Source organism: Pseudoxanthomonas sp. 3HH-4 (assembly GCF_006716465.1).
Classification (GTDB): domain Bacteria; phylum Pseudomonadota; class Gammaproteobacteria; order Xanthomonadales; family Xanthomonadaceae; genus Pseudoxanthomonas_A.
The window spans coordinates 301157-324617 of sequence record NZ_VFPB01000004.1 but is presented as its reverse complement, the minus strand read 5'-3'; the positions used below and the strand labels follow the sequence as shown (position 1 = coordinate 324617).

Sequence of the window (23461 nt, the reverse complement as noted above, 5' to 3'; positions counted from 1 at the left end):
GGCAGCTTCCGCATGACTGACCTGATTCCGGAGACCCGCCGATGCGTACCGCTCTTATCGCTTCCCCGCTGCTCGCCCTGCTCTCCCTGTCCGCACCCGCGCTGGCGTCGGACAGGTACTGCAAGCACGAAGCGCCACGCCAGCTGACGCTCGACATCGGCGACGCAAAGACCGTGGTGTTCGAGGTCGGCCCGCACGATCTGACGGTGGAGTCGCGCGCCGGTGCGCCTGCCGCGATGGATGGCAGGGCCTGCAGCAGTCACGCCGACCGGCTCGCTCGCCTGAAGATCGAACAGCGGCGTGCCGGCGACAAGCTGATCGTGCGGATGTACCAGGAAGGCGGCTTCAGCGGTCTTTCGTTCGGCAGCAACTACGCCTACATGAACCTGACGGCGACCCTGCCCGACCACCTACCCGTGCAGGTGAAGGTCGGCTCGGGCGAAGCCGAGGTCAGGGGTGCGCCGGTGTTCAGCGCCGATGTCGGGTCCGGCCATGCCGTGGGCCGCGATATCCGCGGACTCGCCGCCACCTCGGTGGGCTCGGGCGACATCGATATCCAGGGTGCCGGCAGCCTGAAAGTTGTGTCGATCGGTTCGGGCGATGTGGAGGCGGACAAGGTGCGTGGCCCGACCCACGTCGGCAGCATCGGGTCGGGCGGCTTCAGCCTGTCGGGCGGCGGTGACGTCGAGATCGGCTCGATCGGCTCCGGCGGCGCGGATCTGCGCGACATCACCGGTGACGTGGTGGTCGGCTCGGTTGGCTCCGGTGGCGTGGAGGTCCGCAACGTCAGCGGTGGCCTGACTGTTCGCTCCGTCGGCAGTGGCGACGTTGACCACGAAGGCGTCAAGGGCGCGCTCGACATTCCCAAGCATCACTGACTTCCAAGGAACGACATGAACCGCATCATTCCGATCGCGTCGGCACTCTCCCTTCTGTTGCTGGCCGCGTGCTCCCGGGGCCCGCAGCCAGGCGACAGCGCCGAAGTATCCGGTGCCTTGTGGGGCCAGAACCTCAAGCTCAACGCCACCGGTCACCCGAAGGCGGAGATCTCGGCCAAGGGCGACTTCATCATCGACGGCAAGACGGTCGAGGTGACCGATGCCCAGCGCGCGCTGCTCGTGGCCTACCATCGTGAACTCGGCGGCATCGCCGATGCGGGCATCGCGACGGGCAAAGAAGGCGCCAAGCTGGCGGGCAAGGCCGTCGGTGCAGCAGTGAAAGGCATCTTCAGCGGCAATCCGGACCAGATCGAGCAGCAGATCGACGCCGAGGCGAAGAAGGTGGAAGCAGAGGCGATGAAGATCTGCGACCGCCTTCCCGGCCTGTACAAGGCGCAGCAGGATCTCGCCGCGGCACTGCCCTCGTTTCAGCCGTACGCGACGATGGACCTGGATGACGTCGAGGATTGTCGCAGCAGCCAGAGCAGCAGCTATGCCGCAGGTGAAGACGTCGGACGCGCGATCGGCGAAACCATCCACGGTGATGCGAAGGACGGCTCGAACGTGAACGCGGCGGCGGAAGCCGATGCGGCCGCAGCCGCTGAGCCGGCGGAATCCCCCTCCCGTTGACGCCTCCCGCGCCGCCCGGGCGGCGCGCCAGCGCCCTAGTGCGCACCAACCCTGCGGGAAACGACATGAAGACGCTATTGCCTATCGCCCTGGCTGTCGCCCTGGGTATCTCCAGCGCGCATGCGGCGGATGTCGCTGATCCAGGGCGGGAACGCGCGTTCCAGGACCACATCGCCTACGTCGCGACGTTCGCGATGCCGGTACTGATCGAGAAATGCGCCACCACCGATGCCACCTACCTGCAGCGTGCGGCGCCGGCGTATTTCCGCTACGTCAACACACACCAGGACCAGATCGAGCGCGGGCGCCTGCTGACACTGGCCGAATTCGAACCCGGCGACACGCTGGCCGGATACCGGGAGCGCACGCTGGCCCAACGACTGGGGCGGCTGGACACCGGCACGCCCGAGCAGAAGCAGCAGATGTGCGAAGGCGCTCTGGCCATGCTGTCGGGGATGAAGATCCCCGGCGAATGGCCGCCGCGCGACTGATCCGCGGCGACACCCTCAACCGCCGCCGCCCCCCGGTTTGCCGTGGATGCCGCCCCTGGCCAGGACGGCCGGGTCCAACAGCGGCTTGAGGGTCTTTTCCGGCAGGCCGGTCACTTCACGCGCCACGTCCAGCACAGGCCGGTTCTGCTTGTAGGCCTGCTTGGCGATGGCGGCGCCCTTTTCGTAACCGATCACCGGGTTCAATGCCGTCACCAGGATCGGATTGCGGTCCAGCGCTTCCTGCACTCGGTCGCCACGCACCTTGAGGCCGGCGATGCAGTCATCCGCCAGCAGCCGCGTCACGTTCGACAGCAGTTGGATGCCGTCCAGCAGGTTGTTCGCGATCAGCGGCAGTGTGACGTTCAACTGGAAGTTGCCGGTCTGGCCGGCCACCGTCACGGCGGTGTGGTAGCCCATCACCTGCGCGCACACCATCACCGTGGCCTCCGGGATCACCGGATTCACCTTGCCCGGCATGATGGAACTGCCCGGTTGCAGTGCCGGCAGCTCCACTTCGCCCAGGCCCGCCAACGGCCCGGAGTTCATCCAGCGCAGGTCGTTGGCGATCTTGGTCAGCGCGACGGCCAGCACGCTGAGCTGGCCGGACAACTCGACCGCATCATCCTGCGCCGCAAGCCCCTCGAACTTGTTCTCCGCGCTCTCGAAGCGCGTGCCGGTCATCGTGGACAACACCTTTGCGACGCGCATACCGAAGCGCGGATCGGCATTGATGCCGGTCCCGATCGCCGTACCGCCCAGCGGGAGGCGGCGCACACGCTTGAGCGTGTCCTCGATGCGCGCCTGTGCCGAGGACAGTTGCGCCGACCATGCGGAGAACTCCTGGCCGAAGGTCAACGGCATCGCATCCATCAGGTGCGTGCGACCGGTCTTGACCACTTTCGCCAGCGCCTTGCCACGCGCGTCGATGGTCTTGCGCAGATGCCTGACGGCCGGCAGCAGGTCCTCCATCACCGCCAGTTGCGCCGCGACGCGCAAGGCGGTCGGGATGACGTCGTTGGAGCTCTGCCCCAGGTTGACGTGGTCGTTCGGGTGCACCGCCGCCTTGCCCGCACGCGTCGCCAGCGTGGCGATCACCTCGTTGGCGTTCATGTTCGACGAGGTGCCCGATCCGGTCTGGTAGACATCGATCGGGAAGTGCGCGTCATGCTCGCCTGACGCTACTTCCGCGGCGGCGGCCTGCACGGCCTTGGCGATGCCCTTGGGCAGCAGGCCCAGACCGGCATTGACGTCGGCTGCCGCGCCCTTCACCAGCCCGAGCGCGCGGATGAACCCGCGCGGCATCGGCCGCCCGGAAATCGGGAAGTTCTGCACGGCACGCTGGGTCTGCGCACCCCACAGAGCGTCAATGGGTACCTGCAGCTCGCCCATGCTGTCGTGCTCGATGCGGGTACGTGCGGTGCGGGCCTTGTCCGCGGTCTTCTTGCTGGTCATCACCGTCTCCTGAAGGGATTCACGGCTTGCACGACGGCAAGGAAGCCGGCGGCTGGCGGGGGCCACAGGATACGCCAGGCCGGATCGCCGCTTTCCCGGGGTAAAATGGAACGCTCCCTTTCAGCCCCTCCCCGCGCCCATGTCGGATTCGTCCCTGCTCGCCCTCTCCCCCCTTGATGGCCGCTACGCCGGCAAGGTCGATGCACTGCGTCCGATCTTCTCCGAGTACGGCCTGATCCGTGCCCGCGTGAAGGTGGAAGTCGAGTGGCTGCTGGCGCTGGGCGCCGAACCGGGCATCGTGGAGCTGCCCGCCTTTTCCGCGGCGGCGACGGCGAAGTTGCGCGCGCTGGCCGACGGCTTCAGCGTTGCCAACGCCGCACGCGTGAAGGAAATCGAGCGCACCACCAACCACGACGTCAAGGCGGTGGAGTACTTCATCAAGGAGCAGCTGAAGGACGATGCCGAACTGGCGCCGGCGCTGGAATTCGTCCACTTCGCCTGCACCAGCGAAGACATCAACAATCTGTCCTACGGGCTGATGCTGGAGCAAGCGCGCCGCGAGGTGCTGCTGCCGACGCTGGACGGCGTCACCGCCACCCTGCGCGCGCTGGCCCATGCGCAGGCCGCACAACCGATGCTCTCGCGCACGCACGGCCAGACGGCGTCCCCGACCACACTGGGCAAGGAGATCGCCAATGTCGTCGCGCGCATCGAGCGCCAGCGCGCCCAGCTTGCAGCCGTCGAACTGACCGGCAAGATCAACGGTGCGGTGGGCAACTACAACGCCCACGTGGCCAGCTACCCCGACGTCGACTGGCCGGCGTTCGCGCAACGTTTCGTCGAAGGCCTCGGCCTGGTGTTCAACCCGTACACCACCCAGATCGAACCGCACGACAACGTCGCCGAAATCGGCGATGCCGCGCGCCGCGCCAACACCATCCTGATCGACCTGGCGCGCGACATCTGGGGCTACATCTCGCTGGGCTACTTCAAGCAGCGCCTGAAGGAAGGCGAAGTCGGTTCGTCGACGATGCCGCACAAGGTCAACCCGATCGATTTCGAGAACGCCGAGGGCAACTTCGGCATCGCCAACGCACTGTTCGAGCATTTCAGTGCCAAGTTGCCGATCAGCCGCTGGCAGCGCGACCTGACCGACTCCACCGTGTTGCGTGCATTGGGCACGGCGTTCGGCCACACGCAGGTGGCGCTGGATTCGCTGGCCAAGGGCCTGGGCAAGCTGGAAGTGAATCCACAGCGCCTGGACGCCGACCTCGATGCCGCCTGGGAAGTGTTGGCCGAAGCTGTGCAGACAGTGATGCGTCGCCACGGCCTGCCGAACCCCTACGAGCAGCTCAAGGCGCTGACGCGGGGCCAGGGCATCACCGCCGAGTCGATGCGCGCTTTCGTCGAATCGCTGGATCTTCCGGCCGAGGACAAGCAGCGCCTGCGCGACATGACGCCGGGCAGCTACACCGGCCTCGCCGAACGGCTTGCCCGGAATATCTGACCTCGAGGCGCGAGGACGCGGCGATGCACGTGCTGATCAACATCGACGTTCCCGATCTGCCTGCGGCGGAAGCGCTCTACATACGCGCCTTCGGACTCAGCACCGGTCGCCGTTTCGGTGAAGATGGCGTCGAACTGCTCGGCGCACAGGCGCCGATCTACCTGCTGCACAACGCGGCCGGTTCTCCGGCCGCAACGGCGGCGCAGCGCGACTACACCCGGCACTGGACGCCCGTGCACCTGGACGTGGTCGTCGAATCCCTTGAACCCGCCCTCGACCGCGCCGTGCAGGCAGGTCTAGTGCAGGAATCCCCCATCCGCGAAACGAACTGGGGCCGCATCGTCCGCCTGGCCGATTCCTTCGGCCACGGCTGGTGCCTGCTGCAGTTCGTCAACCGCGGCTACGACGAGATCGCCATATGATGCTCCGCTCCACCCTGCTCTGCGGTTTGCTTGCCCTCGCGCTTCCGGTCGCCGCGCTCGCCTCCGACACGCCTGCCGCCAAGACCTGCGCCGATGACGCCGGCTGGAACGACCCGGCCACGCCGCTGCAGGTCTACGGCAACACCTGGTACGTCGGCACCTGCGGCATCACCGCATTGCTGGTGACGTCCGACGACGGCCACATCCTGGTCGACGCCGGCACGCCGCAGGCCGGCCCACTGATTCTTGCCAACATCCGCGCACTCGGCTTCAAGCCGGAGGACGTACGCGCCATCGTGTTCTCGCATGAGCACAACGACCATGCCGGCAGCCTGGCCGAGCTGCAGCGCGCCACCGGCGCGCCCGTGTATGCCCGCGCCCCCGCCGTGGGCACGTTGAAGCGCGGCATGCCGGACCGCCGGGACCCGCAGTTGGAGGTCGCGGAACCCATCGCCCCGGTCGAGCGTGTCGTCACGCTTGCCGATGACGGTGTGGTGCGCGTCGGTCCGCTGGCCCTGCAAGCGGTCGCTTCGCCCGGTCACACGCCCGGCGGCACCAGTTGGACCTGGCGGTCCTGTGAAGGCGACACCTGCCACCAGATGGTTTACGCCGACAGCCTGACCGCGATCTCCGACGACGTATACCGCTACAGCGACGACGCAGCGCACCCCGGTTATACGGCCGCGTTCCGCGGGACGCTGGCGCGGGTTGCCGCACTGGACTGCGACATCCTGGTCACCCCGCATCCGTCCGCCAGCGCGCTGTGGACACGGATCGGGCCGAGGGCGAACGCGCCACGGGTGGACCGCGGCGCCTGTCGTGCCTATGCGCAGAAAGCCTCCGGGCGCCTGGACCAGCGGCTGGCCGACGAAGCCGCGATGACCGCACCCTCATCACACCCTTGATTGGCATCAATGCCGCCGGAGCCTCCTTCGGCAACGCTGACCTCCCCTTTCCCTGTACGACGCATTCCTGCGCGGATACGACCCGATGACCAAGAAGACCTCCGCCCGCACCGCGTCGCTTCCGTTCGAGATCGAAGCCACCCACGCGTATCCGCTCGGCATGCCGGTCGAGCGCTTCCTGCGCGATTACTGGCACAAGCGGCCACTGCTGATCCGCAACGCTTTCCCGGACTTCGAAACGCCCGTGCAGCCAGAGGATCTTGCCGGCCTCGCCTGCGAGGAAGGCGTGCTGGCACGCCTGATCAGCCTGGACCGCGACACCGGCACGTGGGATGTCCGCACAGGCCCCTTCCAGGAAGAGGATTTCCCCGGCCTACCGCACCATGACTGGACCCTGCTGGTACAGGACGTGGACAAGTGGGATCCCGACGTGCGCGCACTGCTGGAAAAGTTCCGCTTCCTCCCGCGCTGGCGCGTGGACGACATCATGATCAGCTTCGCCGCCACCGGCGGATCGGTCGGCGCGCACGTGGACCACTACGACGTATTCCTGCTGCAGGCACAGGGCGAGCGGCGCTGGATGATCGATGCCAGCGTCGCGATGGGGAAACCCGCGCCCGATCTCGGCTTCCAGGACGACGTGGCGATCAAGCTGCTTCGCCGGTTCGACCCCACCCATGAGTGGGTGCTCGCGCCGGGCGACATGCTCTACCTGCCGCCGCTGGTGCCCCACCACGGCGTGGCGGAGAACGCGTGCCTGACCTTCTCGGTGGGTATGCGCGCGCCCTCGTCGGCAGAATTGATCGGCGACTACCTCGACACGCTGATCGCCGATGCAGACGACGCCGTCCGCTATCACGACGAAGACCTGACCGCGCCGCACGACCCCAACGAGATCGACGCCCGGGCGATGGAACGCGTGGTCGAAGCGCTGAATGCCCTGCGCATGAACGACCCCGACCTCGTGGGCGACTGGTTCGGCCGCTTCATCACCACGTATCGCGCGTCCGGCGATGTCATGCCCGCACCCGAAACGCCGTCCCGCATCGAGATGGAGTGGGACCTGCAGCAGGGCGCACGCCTGCTGCGTCATCCATTCTCGCGTTTTGCGTGGCGCCGCCGCCGCCAGGGTGCCAGCCTGTTCTGCAATGGCCTGGACTACGCCCTGCCGGTGAAAGACGCCCAGCTGCTGGCAGCGCTGGAAAGACTGGATGGCACCGCTTACGGCGCGCTGAGCGATGCCGGCCGCGACGCGGTGATGGCGCTCGCTGCGCAGGGCCACTACCAGCTGGCATTCGACGACGACGATCCCGACCCGCAGGACGAAGACGCATGAACGCCGCGCAGGCTTACCACGTTGAAGCCGTCGACTATGCCACCGCCTCTGCATCGTTGCACGAGGTGCGGGACGCTGTGTTCGTGCAGGAACAGCAGGTACCGCGCGAGCTGGAACGCGATGCGCTGGACCCGCTCTGCCATCACGTGCTCGCGCGCGACAGCGCGGGTCACGCCATCGGTGCCGCGCGCTTGACGCCTGACCACCGGATCGGCCGCATGGCCGTGCTGCCAACGTGGCGCGGCCAGGGCGTTGGCGAAGCGATGCTGGTCGCGTTGCTGGACGAGGCCCTCCGCCGCCACTGGCCTGACGTGTCGCTGCACGCGCAGGTGAGTGCGGAGGCCTTCTACACCCGTCATGGCTTTCTGCCCGAAGGAGACCGGTTCCTCGAGGCCGGCATCGAGCACCAGGGTATGCGCCGGACGCTGTCCGGGCCGACCACCATCGCCCATCGCGCCGAAGCGGTCGCCATCACCACGGCCATCGTGGCCCAGGCCCGGCGTACGCTGGTGATCTGCAGCCGCGCGCTGGATCCTGGCCTGTGGGATGCCCCACTGGTAATGGACGCAGTCCGCCGTTTCGCCACCCACCAGACAGGCGCACAGGTCCAGGTGCTGCTGCAGGATGCCGGCACCCCCCAGCGCATGCTGGCCCCCCTGATCGGCCTTGGGCAGCGCCTCCCCAGCGTGTTCGCCTTCCGCGAAGTGCAGGACCCGGTGGACCTGCCGTACACCGCCGCCTTCGTTGCCAACGACGACCAGGGCTACTACCACCGGCCATTGGGCCACCGCTTCGACGGTGAAGCAGGCTTGATGCATGCCGGACGCGCCCGCCAGTTGCGGGAAGAGTTCACCCAGATGTGGGAGCGCGCGCGCCCGGTGACGGAGTACCGCGCGCTGGGCCTCTGATCGGGTACCGCCATAACGGCACCGGACAACCTTCATCGGCCCGGGGCCTGCGCCTTTAGTCCAATCCGGTTACGCCCGCTTCCCGGCATGGGGGTATAATTTCCGGGTTTTCGTCCATGCGCGTGACACATAGCGCGATATGGGCCGCAAGCGCCCCCTCGACTACCCACAGCACGCCATCGCCATCGTGGACAATCTCCTGAAGCAGTTCGCGCAATCCTCGCAGCTCAACGGGGGCAACGCCTCCTACGTCGAAGACCTGTACGAGCAATACCTCGTCGCCCCGGACAGCGTGGGGCCCAAATGGAAGGCTTACTTCGACGGATTCAAGGGCCACGAGGCGGGGGATGTCCCGCATTCGGTGGTAATCCAGCAGATCACCGACGCCGCCCGCCAGGCCGCCAACAACGGTCATGTCGTGGCCGCTGGCGGCGATGAGCGCGAGCGCAACGTGGGCCGCCTGATCACGGCATACCGGTCGCGCGGCCACCTGGGGGCGCAGCTCGACCCGCTGGGCCTGACCCCGTCGGTCAATCCACCGGACCTGGACCTGGCTTTCCACAACCTGTCCGAGCGCGACCTCGACAGCGAGTTCAGCACCGGCAACGTGGGCGGCAACACGCGCATGAAGCTGCGTGATCTGTTGGCCCGCCTGAAGGCGGCCTACACCGGCCCCATCGGTGTCGAGTTCATGCATATCCCGGAAGTCGACCAGCGCCAGTGGCTGTACCAGCGCCTGGAGAGCGCCGGCGGTCAATTCGGCCTGTCCGCGGACGCCAAGCGCCGCACACTGGAACGCCTGACGGCCGCCGAGGGCCTGGAACGCTACCTGCACACCAAGTACGTGGGCCAGAAGCGCTTTTCGCTGGAAGGCGGCGACGCGCTGATTCCGCTGCTCGACACCATGATCCGCAGCGCGGGCGAAGGCGGGGTCAAGGACATCGTGGTCGGCATGGCCCACCGCGGCCGCCTCAACGTGCTGGTCAACACCCTGGGCAAGAGCCCGCGCAAGCTGTTCGACGAGTTCGAAGGCAAGTTCGAACACGACAACAGCCTGGCCCATGCCGGCGACGTGAAATACCACATGGGCTTCTCCGCCGATATCGCCACGCCCGGCGGCCCGGTCCACCTCGCGCTGGCATTCAACCCGTCGCACCTGGAAATCGTCGACCCGGTCGTGGCCGGCAGCGTGCGTTCGCGCCAGGAGCGCCGCACCGACGCCGCGCGCCAGACCGTGCTGCCGATCATCATGCATGGCGACGCCGCGTTCGCCGGCCAGGGCGTGGTGATGGAGCTGTTCCAGATGTCGCAGGCGCGCGGCTTCGCCGTCGGCGGCACGCTCCACATCGTGATCAACAACCAGATCGGTTTCACCACCAGCAACAAGGAAGACGCCCGCTCCACGATGTACTGCACGGACGTGGCCAAGATGGTCGGCGCCCCCGTGTTCCATGTGAATGGTGACGATCCGGAAGCGGTGGTCTTCGTGGCGCAGATGGCGTACGACTTCCGCCAGCAGTTCAAGAAGGACGTGGTGATCGATCTGGTGTGCTATCGCCGCCACGGCCACAACGAGGCGGACGAACCCGCTGCCACGCAGCCGGTGATGTACCAGACCATCCGCAAGCACGCGACCACCCGCGAGATGTATGCCGCCAAGCTGGAAAGCGCGGGCATCATCCCCACCGAGGGCGGCAAGGCGCTGGTGGACGAGTACCGCAACAAGCTGGATTCGGGCGAGTACACCACCGAGTTGGCCAAGCAGAAGGGAGACGAGCTGGCGATCGACTGGTCGAAGTACCTGTCGGGCAAGCTCAGCGATCCGGTGGACACCCGGGTCAAGCGCAAATCGCTGGACTCGCTGGCGAAGATCATCACCACCATCCCGGCCGGCGTGGCGCTGCATCCGCGCGTGGCGAAGATCTACGAAGACCGCGTGAAGATGGCCGCAGGCGACCAGCCGGCCGACTGGGGCTTCGCCGAGAACCTGGCCTACGCCACGCTGCTGGCGGAAGGCAACGGCCTGCGCCTGGTCGGCCAGGACGCAGGTCGCGGCACGTTCTTCCACCGCCATGCGATCCTCCACGACCAGAAGACCGACAGCTACTACCTGCCGTTGCGCCAACTGGTGGAACAGCCCGAGCAGGCCACCATCATCGACTCGCTGCTCAGCGAGGAAGCGGTGATGGCGTTCGAGTACGGCTTTTCCACCACCGACCCCAACACGCTGTGCATCTGGGAAGCGCAGTTCGGCGACTTCGCCAATGGCGCCCAAGTGGTGATCGACCAGTTCATCGCCGCCGGCGAAGCCAAGTGGGGCCGCATCAGCGGCTTGACCCTGCTGCTGCCGCACGGCTACGAAGGACAGGGCCCAGAACACAGCTCCGCGCGCCTTGAGCGCTTCCTGCAACTGTGCGCGCTGGAGAACATGCTGGTCTGCGTGCCGACCACACCGGCCCAGTGCTACCACATGCTGCGCCGCCAGATGCGCATGACCACGCGCAAGCCGCTGGTGGTGATGACGCCGAAGTCGCTGCTGCGCCACAAGCTGGCCGTGTCCACGCTGGACGAACTGGCCAATGGCGAATTCCAGCACCTGATCCCGGACGCCGCCGCCGACGCCAAGAAGGTCAAGCGCATCGTCGCGTGCTCGGGCAAGGTCTACTACGACCTGCTGGAAGATGCGCAGAAGCGCGGCCAGGACGATGTCGCCATCCTGCGCGTAGAGCAGTTGTACCCGTTCCCGCGCGCACAGCTCGCCGCCGAGCTCAAGCGCTACGGCAAGGCCACCGAGTTCGTCTGGTGCCAGGAAGAGCCGCAGAACCAGGGCGCGTGGTACCAGATCAAGCATCACCTGCAGGCCTGCCTGTCCGACAAGCAATCGCTGTACTACGCGGGCCGCCCGCGTTCGCCCTCGCCCGCTGCCGGCCATTTCGCCGAGCACGTCGAGGAGCAGCTGAAGCTCGTCGCCGATGCGCTGGTCAACAAGCTCGGCAACGACAACGTTGCCGAATAAGCCCCCATTCCTAGAACAACACCACCAGGACGTCCCATCCCATGGCCACTGAAGTCAAAGTTCCGGTTCTGCCCGAGTCCGTCTCCGATGCCACCATCGCCGCCTGGCACAAGAAGGTGGGCGACGCGGTCAAGCGCGACGAGAACCTGATGGACCTGGAAACCGACAAGGTCGTGCTGGAAGTACCCTCGCCCGTCGATGGCGTGCTGAAGGAAATCAAGTTCAAGGAAGGCGATACGGTGACCAGCCAGCAGTTGCTGGCCATCATCGAGGAAGGCGCCGTGGCCGCCGCCACTCCCGCCGCGGAAGAGAAGCAGCCCGCCGCCGGTGCGCAGGAAGTGCAGCCGAAGGCCGAGGCCGCCAAGGCCGATGCGGCTGCGCCGTCCAGCACCAAGCCGGCCCCGGCTACCGCCAGCACCGACGGCCTGCCGCCGGGTGCACGCTTCACGGCCGTCACCCAGGGCATCGACCCGGCCAACGTCGAAGGCACCGGCCGCAAGGGCGCGGTGACCAAGGAAGACCTGATCAATTACGCCAGCGGCAAGACCGCCGGCGTCAGCGGCGGCGCACGTCCGGAAGAGCGCGTGCCGATGACGCGCATCCGCACGCGAATCGCCGAGCGCCTGATGCAGTCCAAGAACTCCATCGCCATGCTGACATCGTTCAACGAAGTCAACCTGGCCAAGGTCATGGAGATGCGCAAGGAGCTGCAGGATGACTTCGTGAAGGCCAACGGCATCAAGCTGGGCTTCATGAGCTTCTTCGCCAAGGCAGCCGCCAACGCGCTGCAGCGCCACCCGGTCGTCAATGCCTCGGTGGACGGCAACGACATCATCTACCACGGCTACGCCGACATCTCGATCGCCGTCTCCACCGAGAAGGGCCTGGTGACGCCGGTGCTGCGCAATGTCGAGCGCATGGGCTTCGGCGACATCGAGAAGGGCATCGCCGACTACGCCAAGAAGGCGCGCGACGGCAAGCTGGGCCTGGAAGACCTGCAGGGCGGCACCTTCACGATCACCAACGGCGGCACCTTCGGCTCGCTGATGTCCACGCCGATCGTCAACCCGCCGCAGAGCGCCATCCTGGGCATGCACGCCATCAAGGACCGCGCCATCGTCGAGAATGGCCAGGTCGTCGCCGCGCCGATGATGTACATCGCGCTGAGCTACGATCACCGCATCATCGACGGTAAGGACGCTGTGCTGTTCCTGGTGGACATCAAGAACCAGCTGGAAAATCCGCACCGCATGCTGCTGGGCATGTGATGCACCGAGCCCCTCTCCCTGCGGGAGAGGGGTTGGGGTGAGGGGCAACGGAGTCACACCCTCTGGCCTCGCGATAGAACGCGGCAGCCCCACCTCTGATTTGGAGTCTCCCACTCCATCGCCCCTCATCCGCCCTTCGGGCACCTTCTCCCGAGGGGAGAAGGGAAAAGGCAAAGGACACAGAAATGGCAGAACAATTCGACGTCGTCGTCATCGGTGCCGGCCCGGCCGGCTATCACGCCGCCATCCGTGCCGCGCAGCTGGGCATGAAGGTCGCGTGCATCGACGCCGCGCTGGGCAAGGACGGCAAGCCGGCGCTGGGTGGCACCTGCCTGCGCGTGGGCTGCGTGCCGTCCAAGGCGCTGCTGGATTCCTCGCGCCAGTTCTGGAACATGGGCCACCTGTTCGGCGACCACGGCATCAGCTTCAAGGACGCGAAGATCGACGTCGAGGCGATGGTGGGCCGCAAGGACAAGATCGTGAAGCAGTTCACCGGCGGCATCGCGATGCTGTTCAAGGCGAACAAGATCACCCCGTACTACGGCTTCGGCCAGCTGCAGCCCGGCAACGTCGTCAAGGTCAAGCAGCACGACGGCAGCGAAGTCGAGCTCAAGGGCACCAACGTCGTCATCGCCGCCGGTTCGGATTCCATCGAACTGCCGTTCGCCAAGTTCGATAACGAGACCATCGTCGACAACGTCGGCGCGCTGGATTTCACCGAAGTACCGAAGCGCCTGGCCGTGATCGGCGCCGGCGTCATCGGCCTGGAACTGGGCAGCGTCTGGAAGCGCCTGGGCGCCGAGGTCGTGATCCTTGAAGCCCTGCCCGACTTCCTGGCCGCCGCCGACGCGGAAGTGGCCAAGACCGCCGCCAAGGAATTCAAGAAGCAGGGCCTCGACATCCGCTTGGGCGCCAAGGTCAACAAGACGGAAGTCACCGGCAAGGGCAAGAAGAAGGAAGTCGTGGTCACCTACGCCGATGCCGAAGGCGAGAAGACCCTGACGGTCGACAAGCTGCTGGTCGCGGTGGGTCGCAAGGCGGCCAGCAAGGGCCTACTGGCCGACGGTACCGGCGTGAAGCTCAACGAGCGCGGCCAGATCGAAGTGGACGACCACTGCCACACCGGCGTGGATGGCGTGTGGGCCGTGGGCGACTGCGTGCGTGGTCCGATGCTGGCGCACAAGGGCTTTGAGGAAGGCATCGCGGTGGCCGAACTGATCGCCGGCCTGCCCGGCCATGTCAATCTCGACACCGTGCCGTGGGTCATCTACACCGAGCCGGAAATCGCGTGGGTCGGCAAGACCGAGAAGCAGCTCAAGGACGAAGGCATCCCGTACAAGGCGGGCAGCTTCCCGTTCGCGGCGATCGCACGCGCCGTCGCCATGGGCGAGCCGGCCGGCTTCGTGAAGGTGCTCGCGCATGCCGAGACCGACCGCATCCTCGGCCTGCACCTGGTCGGCGTGGGCGTGTCGGAGCTGGTGCACGAAGGCGTCATCACGATGGAGTTCAACGGCTCCGCCGACGACCTGGCCCGCATCTGCCACGCGCATCCCACGCTGTCCGAAGCGATCCACGATGCGGCCATGGCGGTGGACAAGCGCGCGATCCACAAGGCGAATTGAAGCGGTGATTGGGGATTCGTGATGGGTGATTCGTAACAGCGAGCCCTGCACGACCCCAAGCATCACGGCACTGACGCCGGGCACCAGCCCGGCGTTTGCTTTTCACCCATCACGAATCCCCAATCACCGCCATGAAAAGCATCTGCGTCTACTGCGGCTCAAACGCCGGCAACAAGCCCGCCTATACCGAACGCGCCATCGCCTTGGGCGACCGCATCGCGAAGGAGGGCATGCAACTGGTCTATGGCGGCGGCAACGTCGGCCTGATGGGCATCGTCGCCGACGCGGTGCTCGCTGCTGGCGGTGAAGTCATCGGCGTGATTCCCGAACAGTTGGTGGGCTGGGAAGTCGCGCACAAGGGCGTTACCCGGCTGGAAGTGGTCGCCAACATGCACGAACGCAAGAAGCGCATGTTCGATCTGTCGGATGGTTTCGTCGCCCTGCCCGGTGGGTTCGGCACGCTGGACGAGATGTTCGAGATGCTGACCTGGCGCCAGCTCGGCATCGGCGACAAGCCCTGCGCCTTCCTCGACGTGGAAGGCTTCTACACGCCACTGATGGGCATGATCGACCGCATGGTGGAAGAGCGCTTCCTGCACCCTGAGCAGCGCAACGACCTCTGGCATGGCGACGACCTCGATGCGATGGTCGCGTGGATGCGCGCCTATACCCCGGCGCAGGCGGACAAGTGGATGGATGAGAAACGGCGAAAGTCGTTGCGCTGAGCTGCCTCTCCGTCGTCCCCGCGAACGCCGGGACTCTGAAGTCACTGGGTCCCGGGTTTCGCCGGGATGAAGGGTGGGTGGGCTGTGCTGCGTGGTGTAGCCGTCACGGGTATGCAGCAGCGAGGCTCTTCCACCCGCGAATGGATTACATCGTCATCCCGGCGAAAGCCGGGACCCAGCGACTTGGCTTGAAGGTGACACGCACGCAAGAGGAGGATGGCATTGATCTCATCCAGGCAAGGAATGCCCCATGCGAGAACGCACCCCATGCGTCTACATCCTGGCGAGCGAGCGCAATGGAACGCTCTACATTGGCGTCACCTCCCACCTTTCCGCACGCATCTGGCAGCACAAGAACGACCAAGTCTACGGCTTCACTCGCCGCTATCGCGTCCACACGCTGGTCTGGTACGAGGCGCACGAGACGATGGAATCCGCCATCGCACGGGAGAAGGCGCTAAAACAGTGGAAGCGAGGCTGGAAAATCAAGCTTATCGAGGACACGAACCCTTACTGGCATGATCTGTATGGCGAAATCGCATGAACCTGCCTGCCGTACCAATGTCGCGCATCGACGCTTTGGCTTTTATCCCGTGATGACCGCAGAATCCAAGTCACTGGGTCCCGGCTTTCGCCGGGATGACGGAGCAAATGCATGACCCTTTCCACCCCGTTCAACGCCTTCCGCATCCACAACGACGCCGCCGGCTATCGCAGCGGCATTGAGGCGCTGACGCTTGATGCGCTCAACCCGGGCGAAGTGGTCATCAAGACCGCGTACTCGTCGGTCAACTACAAGGACGCGCTCGCCGGCACCGGCGAGGGCAAGATCCTCCGCAAGTTTCCGCTGGTGGGGGGGATCGACGTGGCCGGGCATGTCGTGGCCTCCACCGATCCCGCTTTCCGGGAAGGCGATGCCGTGCTCGTCACCGGCTGCGGCCTGAGCGAGACGCGCGATGGCGGCTATGCCGAATACGCCCGCCTGGAAGCGAAGTGGGTCATCCTCCTGCCCGCCGGCCTCAGCCTGCGCGAGAGCATGATCCTGGGCACCGCTGGATTCACCGCCGCGCTGGCGCTGTTCCGCATGCGCGAGAACCGGCAGACCCCCGACCTCGGTCCGCTCGCCGTGACCGGCGCCACCGGCGGCGTGGGCTCCCTTGCAGTGGACATCTTCAGCAGGGCGGGCTTCGACGTGCACGCGATCAGCGGCAAGCCCGAGAACACGGACTACCTGAAAGCCATCGGCGCCCGCGAAGTGCTGGGGCGCGACGCATTGGCGACGGCGCGACCGATGGAGACCGCGCGCTTCGGCGGCGGCCTGGACAACGTGGGAGGACCGATGCTGGCCAGCCTGCTGGCCCAGACCGTGCCCTATGGCAACGTAGCCACTGCCGGGCTGGCCGCCAGTGCCGACCTGCCCACCACTGTCATGCCCTTCATCATCCGCGGCGTGTCCCTGCTGGGCGTGGCCTCGGCCGGCACCGCGCGCGATATCCGGGACGCGGTCTGGCAGCACCTGGCCAGCGACTGGAAGCCGGCCCACCTGGACACCATCTGCACCCGCGAGACCACCCTGGACGGGCTTCCCGACGTGTTCCGCACCATGCTGGCCGGTGGCTCCTTCGGACGTACGCTCCTGCGAATGGGATGAACGGCAGTGGCGGCACGACAGGCGTCACCGGCTGGCCGTCCCGACCATTTGTCTTGTCCCGAACACGCTCTACAATCGACGGCGGGGACAACTTGGGGAACTCCATGGCAAAAATTCTGATCGTCGACGATTCACCCTCGCAGTTGCTGGGCATCCAGCGCATCGTCGAAAAGCTGGGGCACGAATCCATCACCGCCGAGGACGGCGCCGCGGGCGTGGAAGTCGCCAAGCGCGAGCTGCCGGACATGGTCCTGATGGACGTGGTGATGCCCAATCTCAACGGGTTCCAGGCCACGCGCACGCTCAGCCGCGAAGCCACGACCAAGCACATCCCCGTCATCCTGGTGACCACCAAGGACCAGGACACCGACCGCATGTGGGGCCTGCGCCAAGGCGCCAAGGCCTACCTGACCAAGCCGTTCTCGGAAGACGAACTGGCCGAGGTGATCGAGCGCATCTTCAACGCCCGCGAGCTGCCGTCGCCGCCCTCCGCCTGAACCGGCAGGACATCCACCGACATGCGAAGAGCAGGCCCCGGCCTGCTCTTTCCGTTCCAGCGCTTCATCTCGGCGCCACGTAGCCGCCGGGGACGCCGCGCGGTGACAGCACGACCTGCCAGAGCTGGGACCGGCGGCTGCGGAAGGTGGCCATCGACACTGCAAGATAGAACCGCCACATCCGCCGGAAACGCTCGTCGTAGCGCGCATCCAGTCCATCCCATGCCGACTCGACGTTCTCACGCCACGCCTGCAATGTGCGGTCGTAGTCCGTTCCGAAGTTGTGCCAATCCTCCAGTATGAAGCGCCCTTCGATGGCCTGCGTGATCTGCAGCGCGGAGGGCAACATCGAATTGGGGAAGATATAGCGCGCTATCCAGGGATCGGTGCGGTTGACCGACCGGATTCCGCCGATGGTATGCAGCAGTAACAGGCCTTCCGCCGGCAGGCAACGGCGCACCACATCGAAATAGCCTGCGTAGTTCTTCACGCCGACATGTTCGAACATGCCCAGCGAGAAGGCGGCGTCGAACGACTCGTCCACCTCCCGGTAGTCCTGCAGCCGGATCTCGATCGGCAACCCCGCGCAGAGTGCGGTGGCGTACTCTGCCTGTTCGCGGGAAATAGTGATGCCGACGCCGCCAACGCCGTAACGCTCGGCCGCGAACTTCAACGCCTCGCCCCAACCGCAGCCGATGTCGAGCACGCGCATGCCCGGCTGCAGGCGGAGCTTGCGGCAGACAAGATCCAGTTTGGCTTCCTGGGCAGTATCCAGGTCCTTCGCCCCACGCCAGTAGCCGCAGCTGTAGACCAGTCGGCGGCCCAGCATCGCGCGGTACAGATCGTTGCCCAGGTCGTAGTGGCGTCGCGCCACCTCGCCGCTGCGGCGCGGCGACTGCAGGTTGGTCAGGCGAGCACGCAGCGCATCGAAGACCTCGCCTGCGCGGTGCACGCGTTCGTCCATCCGGGCTGCCAGCAGGCGGAACAGCAGCCCATCCAGCGAGACCGCGTCCCACCAGCCCTCCATGTAGCTTTCACCCAGGCCCAGCGAACCCTGCCCCAGGACGCGCGCATGAAAGCGCGCGTCGTGTACCTGCAGGTCCCAAGGCCGATCCCCTCCGATCAGCACATCCGCTTCGGCCAACAGGTCCGTGATCCTGCGCTGGAAGCGATGATGCGGCATCGTGGCATCAGCGGGCGAACAGCCCCGCGTATTCCGGCGCAACGTGCGGAAGCAGCACGGCAGCCGGCACGTCGACCGCCTGGGTACCGTCCGCGTAAGGGCCCACCTGGTAAGGCGGGAAGACGAACCGCAGCGCCGTGATGCGGCCCGCGGCATCCAGCACGGGTACGAATTCGCTGAAATTGACGGCGTCGGGCTCGGTACCTTCGTCGATCATGCGCGCAGTGCTCTTGATCAGCGCCGCCCGATCCGTCGGCGCCAGTTCGTCCTCATCGGCGCGGGTCACCACGCCGGTGTGGAGCTGCTCCCGCACGTAGTCGCTGATGGCGCGCCAGCCTTCCGGACCGGGCACCAATGCGGCGGCCGTCAGCCTTGCGTCCTGCTGCGGCAGCCACACGAAGCGCGCGATCAGCGGCTGACCGTGCGCACCCCCGGTATAACGGCTGCCGTCCGCCGCGACTGCCACGATCTGCGGCGTATCCACCACCTGCTCGAACGCCAGCGACAATTCATACGGTGCGGTGGGCTTGTCGTTGCCGAAGGCCTCTACCGCTTCCATCAGTTCGGCGCGTTCCGCCGTCGCATAGTCCGACAGCGCCTTGGCCAGGGCCGGATAACGGTTGACCGATGCCGGATAACTGATCCCCACGACATAACGGTCCGTACTTTCGATGACATCCTTCAGCTCGACTGGCAGAGCCGGTGCGTCCACGGGCGTCGCACTGGGCTGGGCTGCCTCTCCTGGGGGTGTGGTCGGGGCGGCGGCGTCCCGCTTGCAGGCGGACAAGGCCAGGATCGCCACCAACAGGAGGCTGGTGTGGCGGAATGGGGGTCGGGAAATGCAGGGGGACACGTTCGGGCTCCTTCCGGGTGTGTGATGGCCGTCATTCTAGGCCGCGCGTTTGCCATCCTCCAGACACATCACGCATCCACCAGATCGGCGTACTCGGGATGCCGCCGAACGTACGCCGCGGAGTACGAACACGCGGGCACGACACGCCACCCCTGCGACCGCGCGTGGTCCAGCGCGGCCTTCACCAGGGCGGCGGCCACACCGCGCCCGCCTATGGCGTCGGGCACGCCGGTATGGTCGATCACCATGCGGCCGTCGCGCAGCGAATACAGCAGTTCGGCTTCCCATCCATCCATCCGGGTGGCGAAGCGACGCGCGCTCGGGTCGTGATGCAGGTCGAGGGAGGGCGGGTCACCGGTCATGGCATCTCCGTGGCGGGGGGCTCAGGGGCATTGTGACCCAATGCCCACCTGCTGCCGCGGCAGAACTGGACGCATCGCGTCACATTCATGCTTGTGAAGGATTTCAAGCCAGCATTAAGCGTGACGGAGTTGGCAAAACACATGTTGGCACGATTGCTGCGTGATACGGCTCAAACGACCCGCAATCCGGAACCCGCCATGAGCCTGACCGAAGAACTGCCCGACGTCTCCAGCGCCAGCGATTTCACCCTGCTGGAAGGCCTGTACCAGCTCACCGTCACCGGCCATACCAAGGACTGGGAGTTCGAGCGCCTGAACAACGCCGTGTACGAGCGCCTGATGTCCACCTACTCCAGCAGCGACACCGCGGGCGTGCATGCCGTTCACTCGCTGGTGGATTGATCGCTCGGCCTTTCTACCGGGTGCTCCGGCGCGGCGCAGGGGTCCGCCTTCGGGTGTGACTGCCGCGCCGGAGTCCCGTCCCGGCTGCATCGTCTGACGCACGCAGCACGGAACTCCCTCCTGACTTTTCTCCTCGCCGTGGCGATCACTCGCCGCGATGGTCGCGCTTGCCCTGATTGCGCCGATCCTGCGTTCCAGAGCTGCCCTGGATGGCTTTCATCCGGCTTTCGGCAGCATGCAGTTCCAACGCCTTGCCCGCAGCTTCAGAAGAGACGAATCCCGCGTCCGGCGCCGCGCCGTGATCATGGTGATCGATCTGTTGCCACGGCGCAGGTTGCCGATCCAGTTCGTGCTTCTGTTCCAGCAACGCGCGTGCCGTTTCCAGCGCTTGCGTCGGCGTGATCCTGCGCGGTGCGCGTTTGCGGGCCGGCGTCTTGCGTGCTGCAGGCTTCCCAGCGGTCCGGGATCCTGCCGCGCTGCCCGCCGTCTTCTTCACGGGTGTTGCTGCGGACTTTCTCGCGACCTTCTTCGCAGCACCCTTGCGCGCGGGCTGGGGGCCGCCAACCTTGCCTGTCGTCTTCTTCGCCGCGACCTTCCTGGTTGCTGCCTTCGTTGTCGTTGCCTTCTTTGTCGCGATCTTCTTCCTGGCGGCGCCCGCCTTCCGGGTACCGACGCGCGGAGTCGCCTGCTTCGTGGCGGCCTTGCCGGTAGTGGTCTTGCGCGTGGCCTTCGTCGTACTGGCGGCGACCTTCGTGGCCACCTTCTTTGCGGTTGCTTTCTTCGCGACCTTCCTGGCGGGCGCTTTCTTCGTGGTGGCCTTGCTCGCGGTCTTGCGGGTTGCCTTGCGTGTCTTTGCGGTTGCCATGCGCTGCTCCACGTGTGAGACGTGGCACCGGGATAACACGCAGAACCTTCAGCGCAGGTGAGCGCTACCGCAATGATGGCTTAACCGAAGCTTGGCTGCGACAACGCTTCCAGGAAATGGCCCAGCACGCGAGGCTCCATCGCCGCGAGGAACAACACGCCGTAAGCAGCACCTGCCAGATGCGCGCCGTGGTTGATGTTGTCGCCGCCACGACGGTCCATCCAGATGCTGTAGGCGATGTAGAGCACGGCAAACACGATGGCGGGCATGGGGATGAAGAACACGCCTATCCGCGCCCACGGGTCGATCAGGATGTAGGAGAACAGCACCGCCGATACCGCACCCGACGCACCTAGGCTGCGGTAGTTGGGGTCGTTCTGGTGCTTCAGGTAGGTCGGCAGGATCGACACCACCAGCGCGGAGAAATAGAACGCCACGAAGGTCAGCCGACTGCCGCTTATCTGGGTGATCACCTGTTCCATCAGTCGCCCGAAGAAGAACAGCGTGAACATGTTGAACAGCAGGTGCCAGAAATCCGCGTGGATGAACCCGTAAGTCACGAGCCGATCGTACTGGCGGTGCCGGTGGATCGCGGGCGGCCACAGGATAAGCCGCATCAACAGTGACGGCGTGCGGAACGCGATGAAGCTGACCACGCAGGTCACTGCGATCAGCAGCAGGGTAATGGGTGCGCTCATCCCTCGTCCTTACGCCGCGGTGCGGTAGTTGTCCTGCATGGGATACGTACGCGCGTACAGCGCGAATGCCAATGCCGCCACGAAAGCGAAACCGGCGAAGAAGAACATCAGGAACGCGTTCTCGGTCCAGCCCTGCGTCTGGATCCAGCCGATCACCGCCGGGTCACGCACGCTGGCGTTGGTCAGCAAGACCCACAGCCCGCCGAAGGTGCTCGTCAGGTACCAGAACGCCATGATCACGCCCTTCATGGCCATCGGTGCCTGGCTGTACGCGAATTCAAGTGCCGTCGCAGACACCAGCACTTCACCGAACGTCAGCAGCAGGTAAGGCAGGGTCTGCCAGGCCAGGGACACCTGTTGACCATCGTCCATCTGCAACTGCAACAGGCCGGCCACGACCCACGACAGCGCGGAGATGGCGATGCCCCATCCCATCCGCCGCAGCGCGGTGACGTTGAAGCCCATCCGGCGCAGCGCCGGATACAGCACCAGGTTGTTGAACGGAATCAGCAGCATGACCATCAACGGATTCAGCGCCTGCATCTGGGTGGCGTCCTTCACCAGCCGGCTCGGCCACCACCACAGGTCATGCGGAATCTGCATCGCCTTGCCCTGGATGACCCAGGTCGATGCCTTCTGGTCGAACAGCGACCAGAACGGCGTCACCAGCGCGAACACGATCAGGATGCGCAGCACGGAACGCACGCCTTCGATGGCCGCGTCAGGGTGCATGCCGCGCGCAGACTCCAGCTGGAGCGATGCACCGAAACCGACGCCGGCGATCACCGCACCCAGCGCCAGGCAGGCGGTGATGACGAACCCCCATGCTTCGGGCCACAGCGCGACACCGGCGAACTTCAGCGCCCACAACAGCAACATCACCCCACCACCGATCACGCCCACAGCGGCCACCAGCGTGCCGATGCCACGCTCGTTGCCCAACAGGGCGCTGCGGACGATGTTGAGGAACGAATCCGGATCGTTGCCGCGTGACGGCGGCACATTGACGTACTTCCTGCGTCCGGCCCAGAAAATCAGCGTGGCGATGAACATCAGGATGCCGGGGATGCCGAAGGCCCACGCCGGACCCCAGCTGTTCAACACCAGCGGCATCAGCAGCGAAGCGAAGAACGAACCGAAGTTGATGATCCAGTAGAACGCATCGAAGACCACCTTCGCCTTGCTCTTGTTGGTCTGGTCGAACTGGTCACCGCAGAACGTCACCACGAGGGGTTTTATCCCACCCGAGCCCAGTGCAATCAGGAACAGGCCGGTGTAGAAGCCGGTCGCGTGGCTTTCGAACATCGCCAGGCAGGCGTGGCCGGCGCAGTAGATCAGCGAGAACCACAGGACGGTGTTGTACTTGCCGAAGTAGCGGTCCGACAGCCAGCCACCGAGCAGCGGGAAGAAGTACACGCCGATGACGAAGCTGTGGAACAGATCCTTCGCCGCGCCTTCGCGCGCCGCCTGGTCCGGCAGGTAGGCCAGCAGCACCGAACTGATCAGGAACGGCACCAGGATGTTGCGCATCCCGTAGAAGCTGAACCGTTCGCACGCCTCGTTGCCGATGATGTAGGGGATCTGGCGGGGCATGCGGCCCTGGCTGGCTTCTGCGGTCGTGCTCATCCGATCTTCCGGTGAAAAAGTCCCGGAAGGTTACCGTATCCGCCCGCGCAGGGTCGAACCACCCGGGTGCCGGGCACGCGGACAACGGGGACTGGGACTGACCG

Annotated in this window: 22 protein-coding genes and 1 pseudogene; 16 read left to right on the top strand and 7 right to left on the bottom strand. The window is 65.9% G+C overall.

Annotated elements, in window-relative coordinates:
• Positions 1 to 41: 41 nt before the first annotated feature.
• The 3 genes from FB548_RS13695 to FB548_RS13685 all read left to right on the top strand — a co-directional run bounded on the left by FB548_RS13695 (position 42) and on the right by FB548_RS13685 (position 2059).
• On the top strand, positions 42 to 878 hold the full coding sequence (locus tag FB548_RS13695; protein ID WP_142125331.1) for a hypothetical protein: 837 nt from the start codon (positions 42 to 44) through the stop codon (positions 876 to 878).
• Positions 879 to 893: 15 nt separating this feature from the next.
• A complete protein-coding gene (locus tag FB548_RS13690) occupies positions 894 to 1568 on the top strand; it encodes a DUF2884 family protein (RefSeq protein ID WP_142125330.1) in 675 nt (224 codons plus the stop codon).
• Between the two features lie 65 nt (positions 1569 to 1633).
• Entirely contained in the window at positions 1634 to 2059 is a 426-nt protein-coding gene (locus FB548_RS13685; protein ID WP_142125329.1) for a hypothetical protein, read from the top strand.
• A gap of 15 nt (positions 2060 to 2074) precedes the next feature.
• Here the strand turns inward: FB548_RS13685 and FB548_RS13680 are convergent, their stop codons facing one another.
• The gene (locus FB548_RS13680) at positions 2075 to 3511 is read right to left on the bottom strand and encodes a class II fumarate hydratase (protein ID WP_142125328.1); all 1437 of its coding nucleotides are present in this window, start codon (positions 3509 to 3511) and stop codon (positions 2075 to 2077) included.
• Between the two features lie 139 nt (positions 3512 to 3650).
• On the opposite strand from FB548_RS13680, the gene purB reads away from it, so the two are divergent.
• The 12 genes and pseudogenes from purB to pilH all read left to right on the top strand — a co-directional run bounded on the left by purB (position 3651) and on the right by pilH (position 17368).
• Positions 3651 to 5018 (top strand): adenylosuccinate lyase, encoded by a 1368-nt coding sequence (gene purB, locus FB548_RS13675; protein WP_142125327.1) that lies wholly within the window; start codon positions 3651 to 3653, stop codon positions 5016 to 5018.
• A gap of 23 nt (positions 5019 to 5041) precedes the next feature.
• Positions 5042 to 5440 carry a VOC family protein gene (locus FB548_RS13670; RefSeq protein WP_142125326.1) on the top strand — a complete coding sequence of 133 codons (399 nt, stop codon included), beginning with the start codon at positions 5042 to 5044 and terminating at the stop codon, positions 5438 to 5440.
• The gene (gene bla, locus FB548_RS13665) at positions 5440 to 6345 is read left to right on the top strand and encodes a subclass B3 metallo-beta-lactamase (RefSeq protein WP_142125325.1); all 906 of its coding nucleotides are present in this window, start codon (positions 5440 to 5442) and stop codon (positions 6343 to 6345) included. The genes FB548_RS13670 and bla overlap by 1 nt, the downstream gene beginning before the upstream one ends.
• Before the next feature lie 85 nt (positions 6346 to 6430).
• Positions 6431 to 7675: pseudogene (locus FB548_RS13660) on the top strand (cupin domain-containing protein); the annotation flags it as partial.
• Positions 7676 to 7677: 2 nt separating this feature from the next.
• The gene (locus FB548_RS13655) at positions 7678 to 8589 is read left to right on the top strand and encodes a GNAT family N-acetyltransferase (protein ID WP_142125323.1); all 912 of its coding nucleotides are present in this window, start codon (positions 7678 to 7680) and stop codon (positions 8587 to 8589) included.
• A gap of 187 nt (positions 8590 to 8776) precedes the next feature.
• Positions 8777 to 11605, top strand: coding sequence for a 2-oxoglutarate dehydrogenase E1 component (locus FB548_RS13650; protein ID WP_142125485.1), 2829 nt, complete (start codon positions 8777 to 8779; stop codon positions 11603 to 11605).
• 41 nt (positions 11606 to 11646) lie between these two features.
• Positions 11647 to 12873, top strand: coding sequence for a dihydrolipoyllysine-residue succinyltransferase (gene sucB / locus FB548_RS13645; protein ID WP_142125322.1), 1227 nt, complete (start codon positions 11647 to 11649; stop codon positions 12871 to 12873).
• Between the two features lie 185 nt (positions 12874 to 13058).
• On the top strand, positions 13059 to 14495 hold the full coding sequence (lpdA, locus tag FB548_RS13640; protein ID WP_142125321.1) for a dihydrolipoyl dehydrogenase: 1437 nt from the start codon (positions 13059 to 13061) through the stop codon (positions 14493 to 14495).
• Positions 14496 to 14626: 131 nt separating this feature from the next.
• Positions 14627 to 15220, top strand: a complete 594-nt coding sequence (locus tag FB548_RS13635) for a TIGR00730 family Rossman fold protein (RefSeq protein WP_142125320.1) — start codon at positions 14627 to 14629, stop codon at positions 15218 to 15220.
• A gap of 250 nt (positions 15221 to 15470) precedes the next feature.
• A complete protein-coding gene (locus tag FB548_RS13630) occupies positions 15471 to 15764 on the top strand; it encodes a GIY-YIG nuclease family protein (RefSeq protein ID WP_142125319.1) in 294 nt (97 codons plus the stop codon).
• Between the two features lie 111 nt (positions 15765 to 15875).
• The gene (locus FB548_RS13625) at positions 15876 to 16871 is read left to right on the top strand and encodes a YhdH/YhfP family quinone oxidoreductase (protein WP_142125318.1); all 996 of its coding nucleotides are present in this window, start codon (positions 15876 to 15878) and stop codon (positions 16869 to 16871) included.
• A gap of 104 nt (positions 16872 to 16975) precedes the next feature.
• On the top strand, positions 16976 to 17368 hold the full coding sequence (gene pilH / locus FB548_RS13620; protein WP_093297747.1) for a twitching motility response regulator PilH: 393 nt from the start codon (positions 16976 to 16978) through the stop codon (positions 17366 to 17368).
• A 64-nt stretch (positions 17369 to 17432) separates the two neighbouring features.
• On the opposite strand, the gene cfa is transcribed toward pilH, so the two are convergent.
• The 3 genes from cfa to FB548_RS13605 all read right to left on the bottom strand — a co-directional run bounded on the left by cfa (position 17433) and on the right by FB548_RS13605 (position 19766).
• Positions 17433 to 18551: a cyclopropane fatty acyl phospholipid synthase gene (cfa, locus tag FB548_RS13615; RefSeq protein ID WP_142125317.1), complete on the bottom strand. Its 1119-nt coding sequence runs from the start codon at positions 18549 to 18551 to the stop codon at positions 17433 to 17435.
• Positions 18552 to 18558: 7 nt separating this feature from the next.
• Positions 18559 to 19404: a DUF3298 and DUF4163 domain-containing protein gene (locus tag FB548_RS13610; RefSeq protein ID WP_255470560.1), complete on the bottom strand. Its 846-nt coding sequence runs from the start codon at positions 19402 to 19404 to the stop codon at positions 18559 to 18561.
• Between the two features lie 68 nt (positions 19405 to 19472).
• Positions 19473 to 19766: a GNAT family N-acetyltransferase gene (locus tag FB548_RS13605; RefSeq protein WP_142125316.1), complete on the bottom strand. Its 294-nt coding sequence runs from the start codon at positions 19764 to 19766 to the stop codon at positions 19473 to 19475.
• A 198-nt stretch (positions 19767 to 19964) separates the two neighbouring features.
• Here FB548_RS13605 and FB548_RS13600 point away from each other — a divergent pair, with 198 nt between their 5' ends.
• A complete protein-coding gene (locus FB548_RS13600) occupies positions 19965 to 20168 on the top strand; it encodes a hypothetical protein (protein WP_142125315.1) in 204 nt (67 codons plus the stop codon).
• A gap of 145 nt (positions 20169 to 20313) precedes the next feature.
• On the opposite strand, the gene FB548_RS18815 is transcribed toward FB548_RS13600, so the two are convergent.
• From FB548_RS18815 to FB548_RS13585, 3 genes are all read right to left on the bottom strand, one after another.
• A complete protein-coding gene (locus FB548_RS18815; RefSeq protein WP_185742113.1) occupies positions 20314 to 21033 on the bottom strand; it encodes a histone H1 in 720 nt (239 codons plus the stop codon).
• A gap of 80 nt (positions 21034 to 21113) precedes the next feature.
• Complete coding sequence (locus FB548_RS13590; protein ID WP_142125314.1) at positions 21114 to 21731, bottom strand: rhomboid family intramembrane serine protease; 618 nt, start codon at positions 21729 to 21731, stop codon at positions 21114 to 21116.
• Between the two features lie 9 nt (positions 21732 to 21740).
• Complete coding sequence (locus FB548_RS13585) at positions 21741 to 23357, bottom strand: MFS transporter (protein ID WP_142125313.1); 1617 nt, start codon at positions 23355 to 23357, stop codon at positions 21741 to 21743.
• Positions 23358 to 23461 lie beyond the last annotated feature (104 nt).

Bases quoted from the DNA above. Each gene is read 5' to 3' on its own strand.
- FB548_RS13695 (WP_142125331.1), top strand. From the start codon at position 42: ATGCGTACCGCTCTTATCGCTTCCCCGCTGCTCGCCCTGCTCTCCCTG.
- FB548_RS13690 (WP_142125330.1), top strand. From the start codon at position 894: ATGAACCGCATCATTCCGATCGCGTCGGCACTCTCCCTTCTGTTGCTG.
- FB548_RS13685 (WP_142125329.1), top strand. From the start codon at position 1,634: ATGAAGACGCTATTGCCTATCGCCCTGGCTGTCGCCCTGGGTATCTCC.
- FB548_RS13680 (WP_142125328.1), bottom strand. From the start codon at position 3,511: ATGACCAGCAAGAAGACCGCGGACAAGGCCCGCACCGCACGTACCCGC.
- purB (WP_142125327.1), top strand. From the start codon at position 3,651: ATGTCGGATTCGTCCCTGCTCGCCCTCTCCCCCCTTGATGGCCGCTAC.
- FB548_RS13670 (WP_142125326.1), top strand. From the start codon at position 5,042: ATGCACGTGCTGATCAACATCGACGTTCCCGATCTGCCTGCGGCGGAA.
- bla (WP_142125325.1), top strand. From the start codon at position 5,440: ATGCTCCGCTCCACCCTGCTCTGCGGTTTGCTTGCCCTCGCGCTTCCG.
- FB548_RS13655 (WP_142125323.1), top strand. From the start codon at position 7,678: ATGAACGCCGCGCAGGCTTACCACGTTGAAGCCGTCGACTATGCCACC.
- sucB (WP_142125322.1), top strand. From the start codon at position 11,647: ATGGCCACTGAAGTCAAAGTTCCGGTTCTGCCCGAGTCCGTCTCCGAT.
- lpdA (WP_142125321.1), top strand. From the start codon at position 13,059: ATGGCAGAACAATTCGACGTCGTCGTCATCGGTGCCGGCCCGGCCGGC.
- FB548_RS13635 (WP_142125320.1), top strand. From the start codon at position 14,627: ATGAAAAGCATCTGCGTCTACTGCGGCTCAAACGCCGGCAACAAGCCC.
- FB548_RS13630 (WP_142125319.1), top strand. From the start codon at position 15,471: ATGCGAGAACGCACCCCATGCGTCTACATCCTGGCGAGCGAGCGCAAT.
- FB548_RS13625 (WP_142125318.1), top strand. From the start codon at position 15,876: ATGACCCTTTCCACCCCGTTCAACGCCTTCCGCATCCACAACGACGCC.
- pilH (WP_093297747.1), top strand. From the start codon at position 16,976: ATGGCAAAAATTCTGATCGTCGACGATTCACCCTCGCAGTTGCTGGGC.
- cfa (WP_142125317.1), bottom strand. From the start codon at position 18,551: ATGCCGCATCATCGCTTCCAGCGCAGGATCACGGACCTGTTGGCCGAA.
- FB548_RS13605 (WP_142125316.1), bottom strand. From the start codon at position 19,766: ATGACCGGTGACCCGCCCTCCCTCGACCTGCATCACGACCCGAGCGCG.
- FB548_RS13600 (WP_142125315.1), top strand. From the start codon at position 19,965: ATGAGCCTGACCGAAGAACTGCCCGACGTCTCCAGCGCCAGCGATTTC.
- FB548_RS18815 (WP_185742113.1), bottom strand. From the start codon at position 21,033: ATGGCAACCGCAAAGACACGCAAGGCAACCCGCAAGACCGCGAGCAAG.
- FB548_RS13590 (WP_142125314.1), bottom strand. From the start codon at position 21,731: ATGAGCGCACCCATTACCCTGCTGCTGATCGCAGTGACCTGCGTGGTC.
- FB548_RS13585 (WP_142125313.1), bottom strand. From the start codon at position 23,357: ATGAGCACGACCGCAGAAGCCAGCCAGGGCCGCATGCCCCGCCAGATC.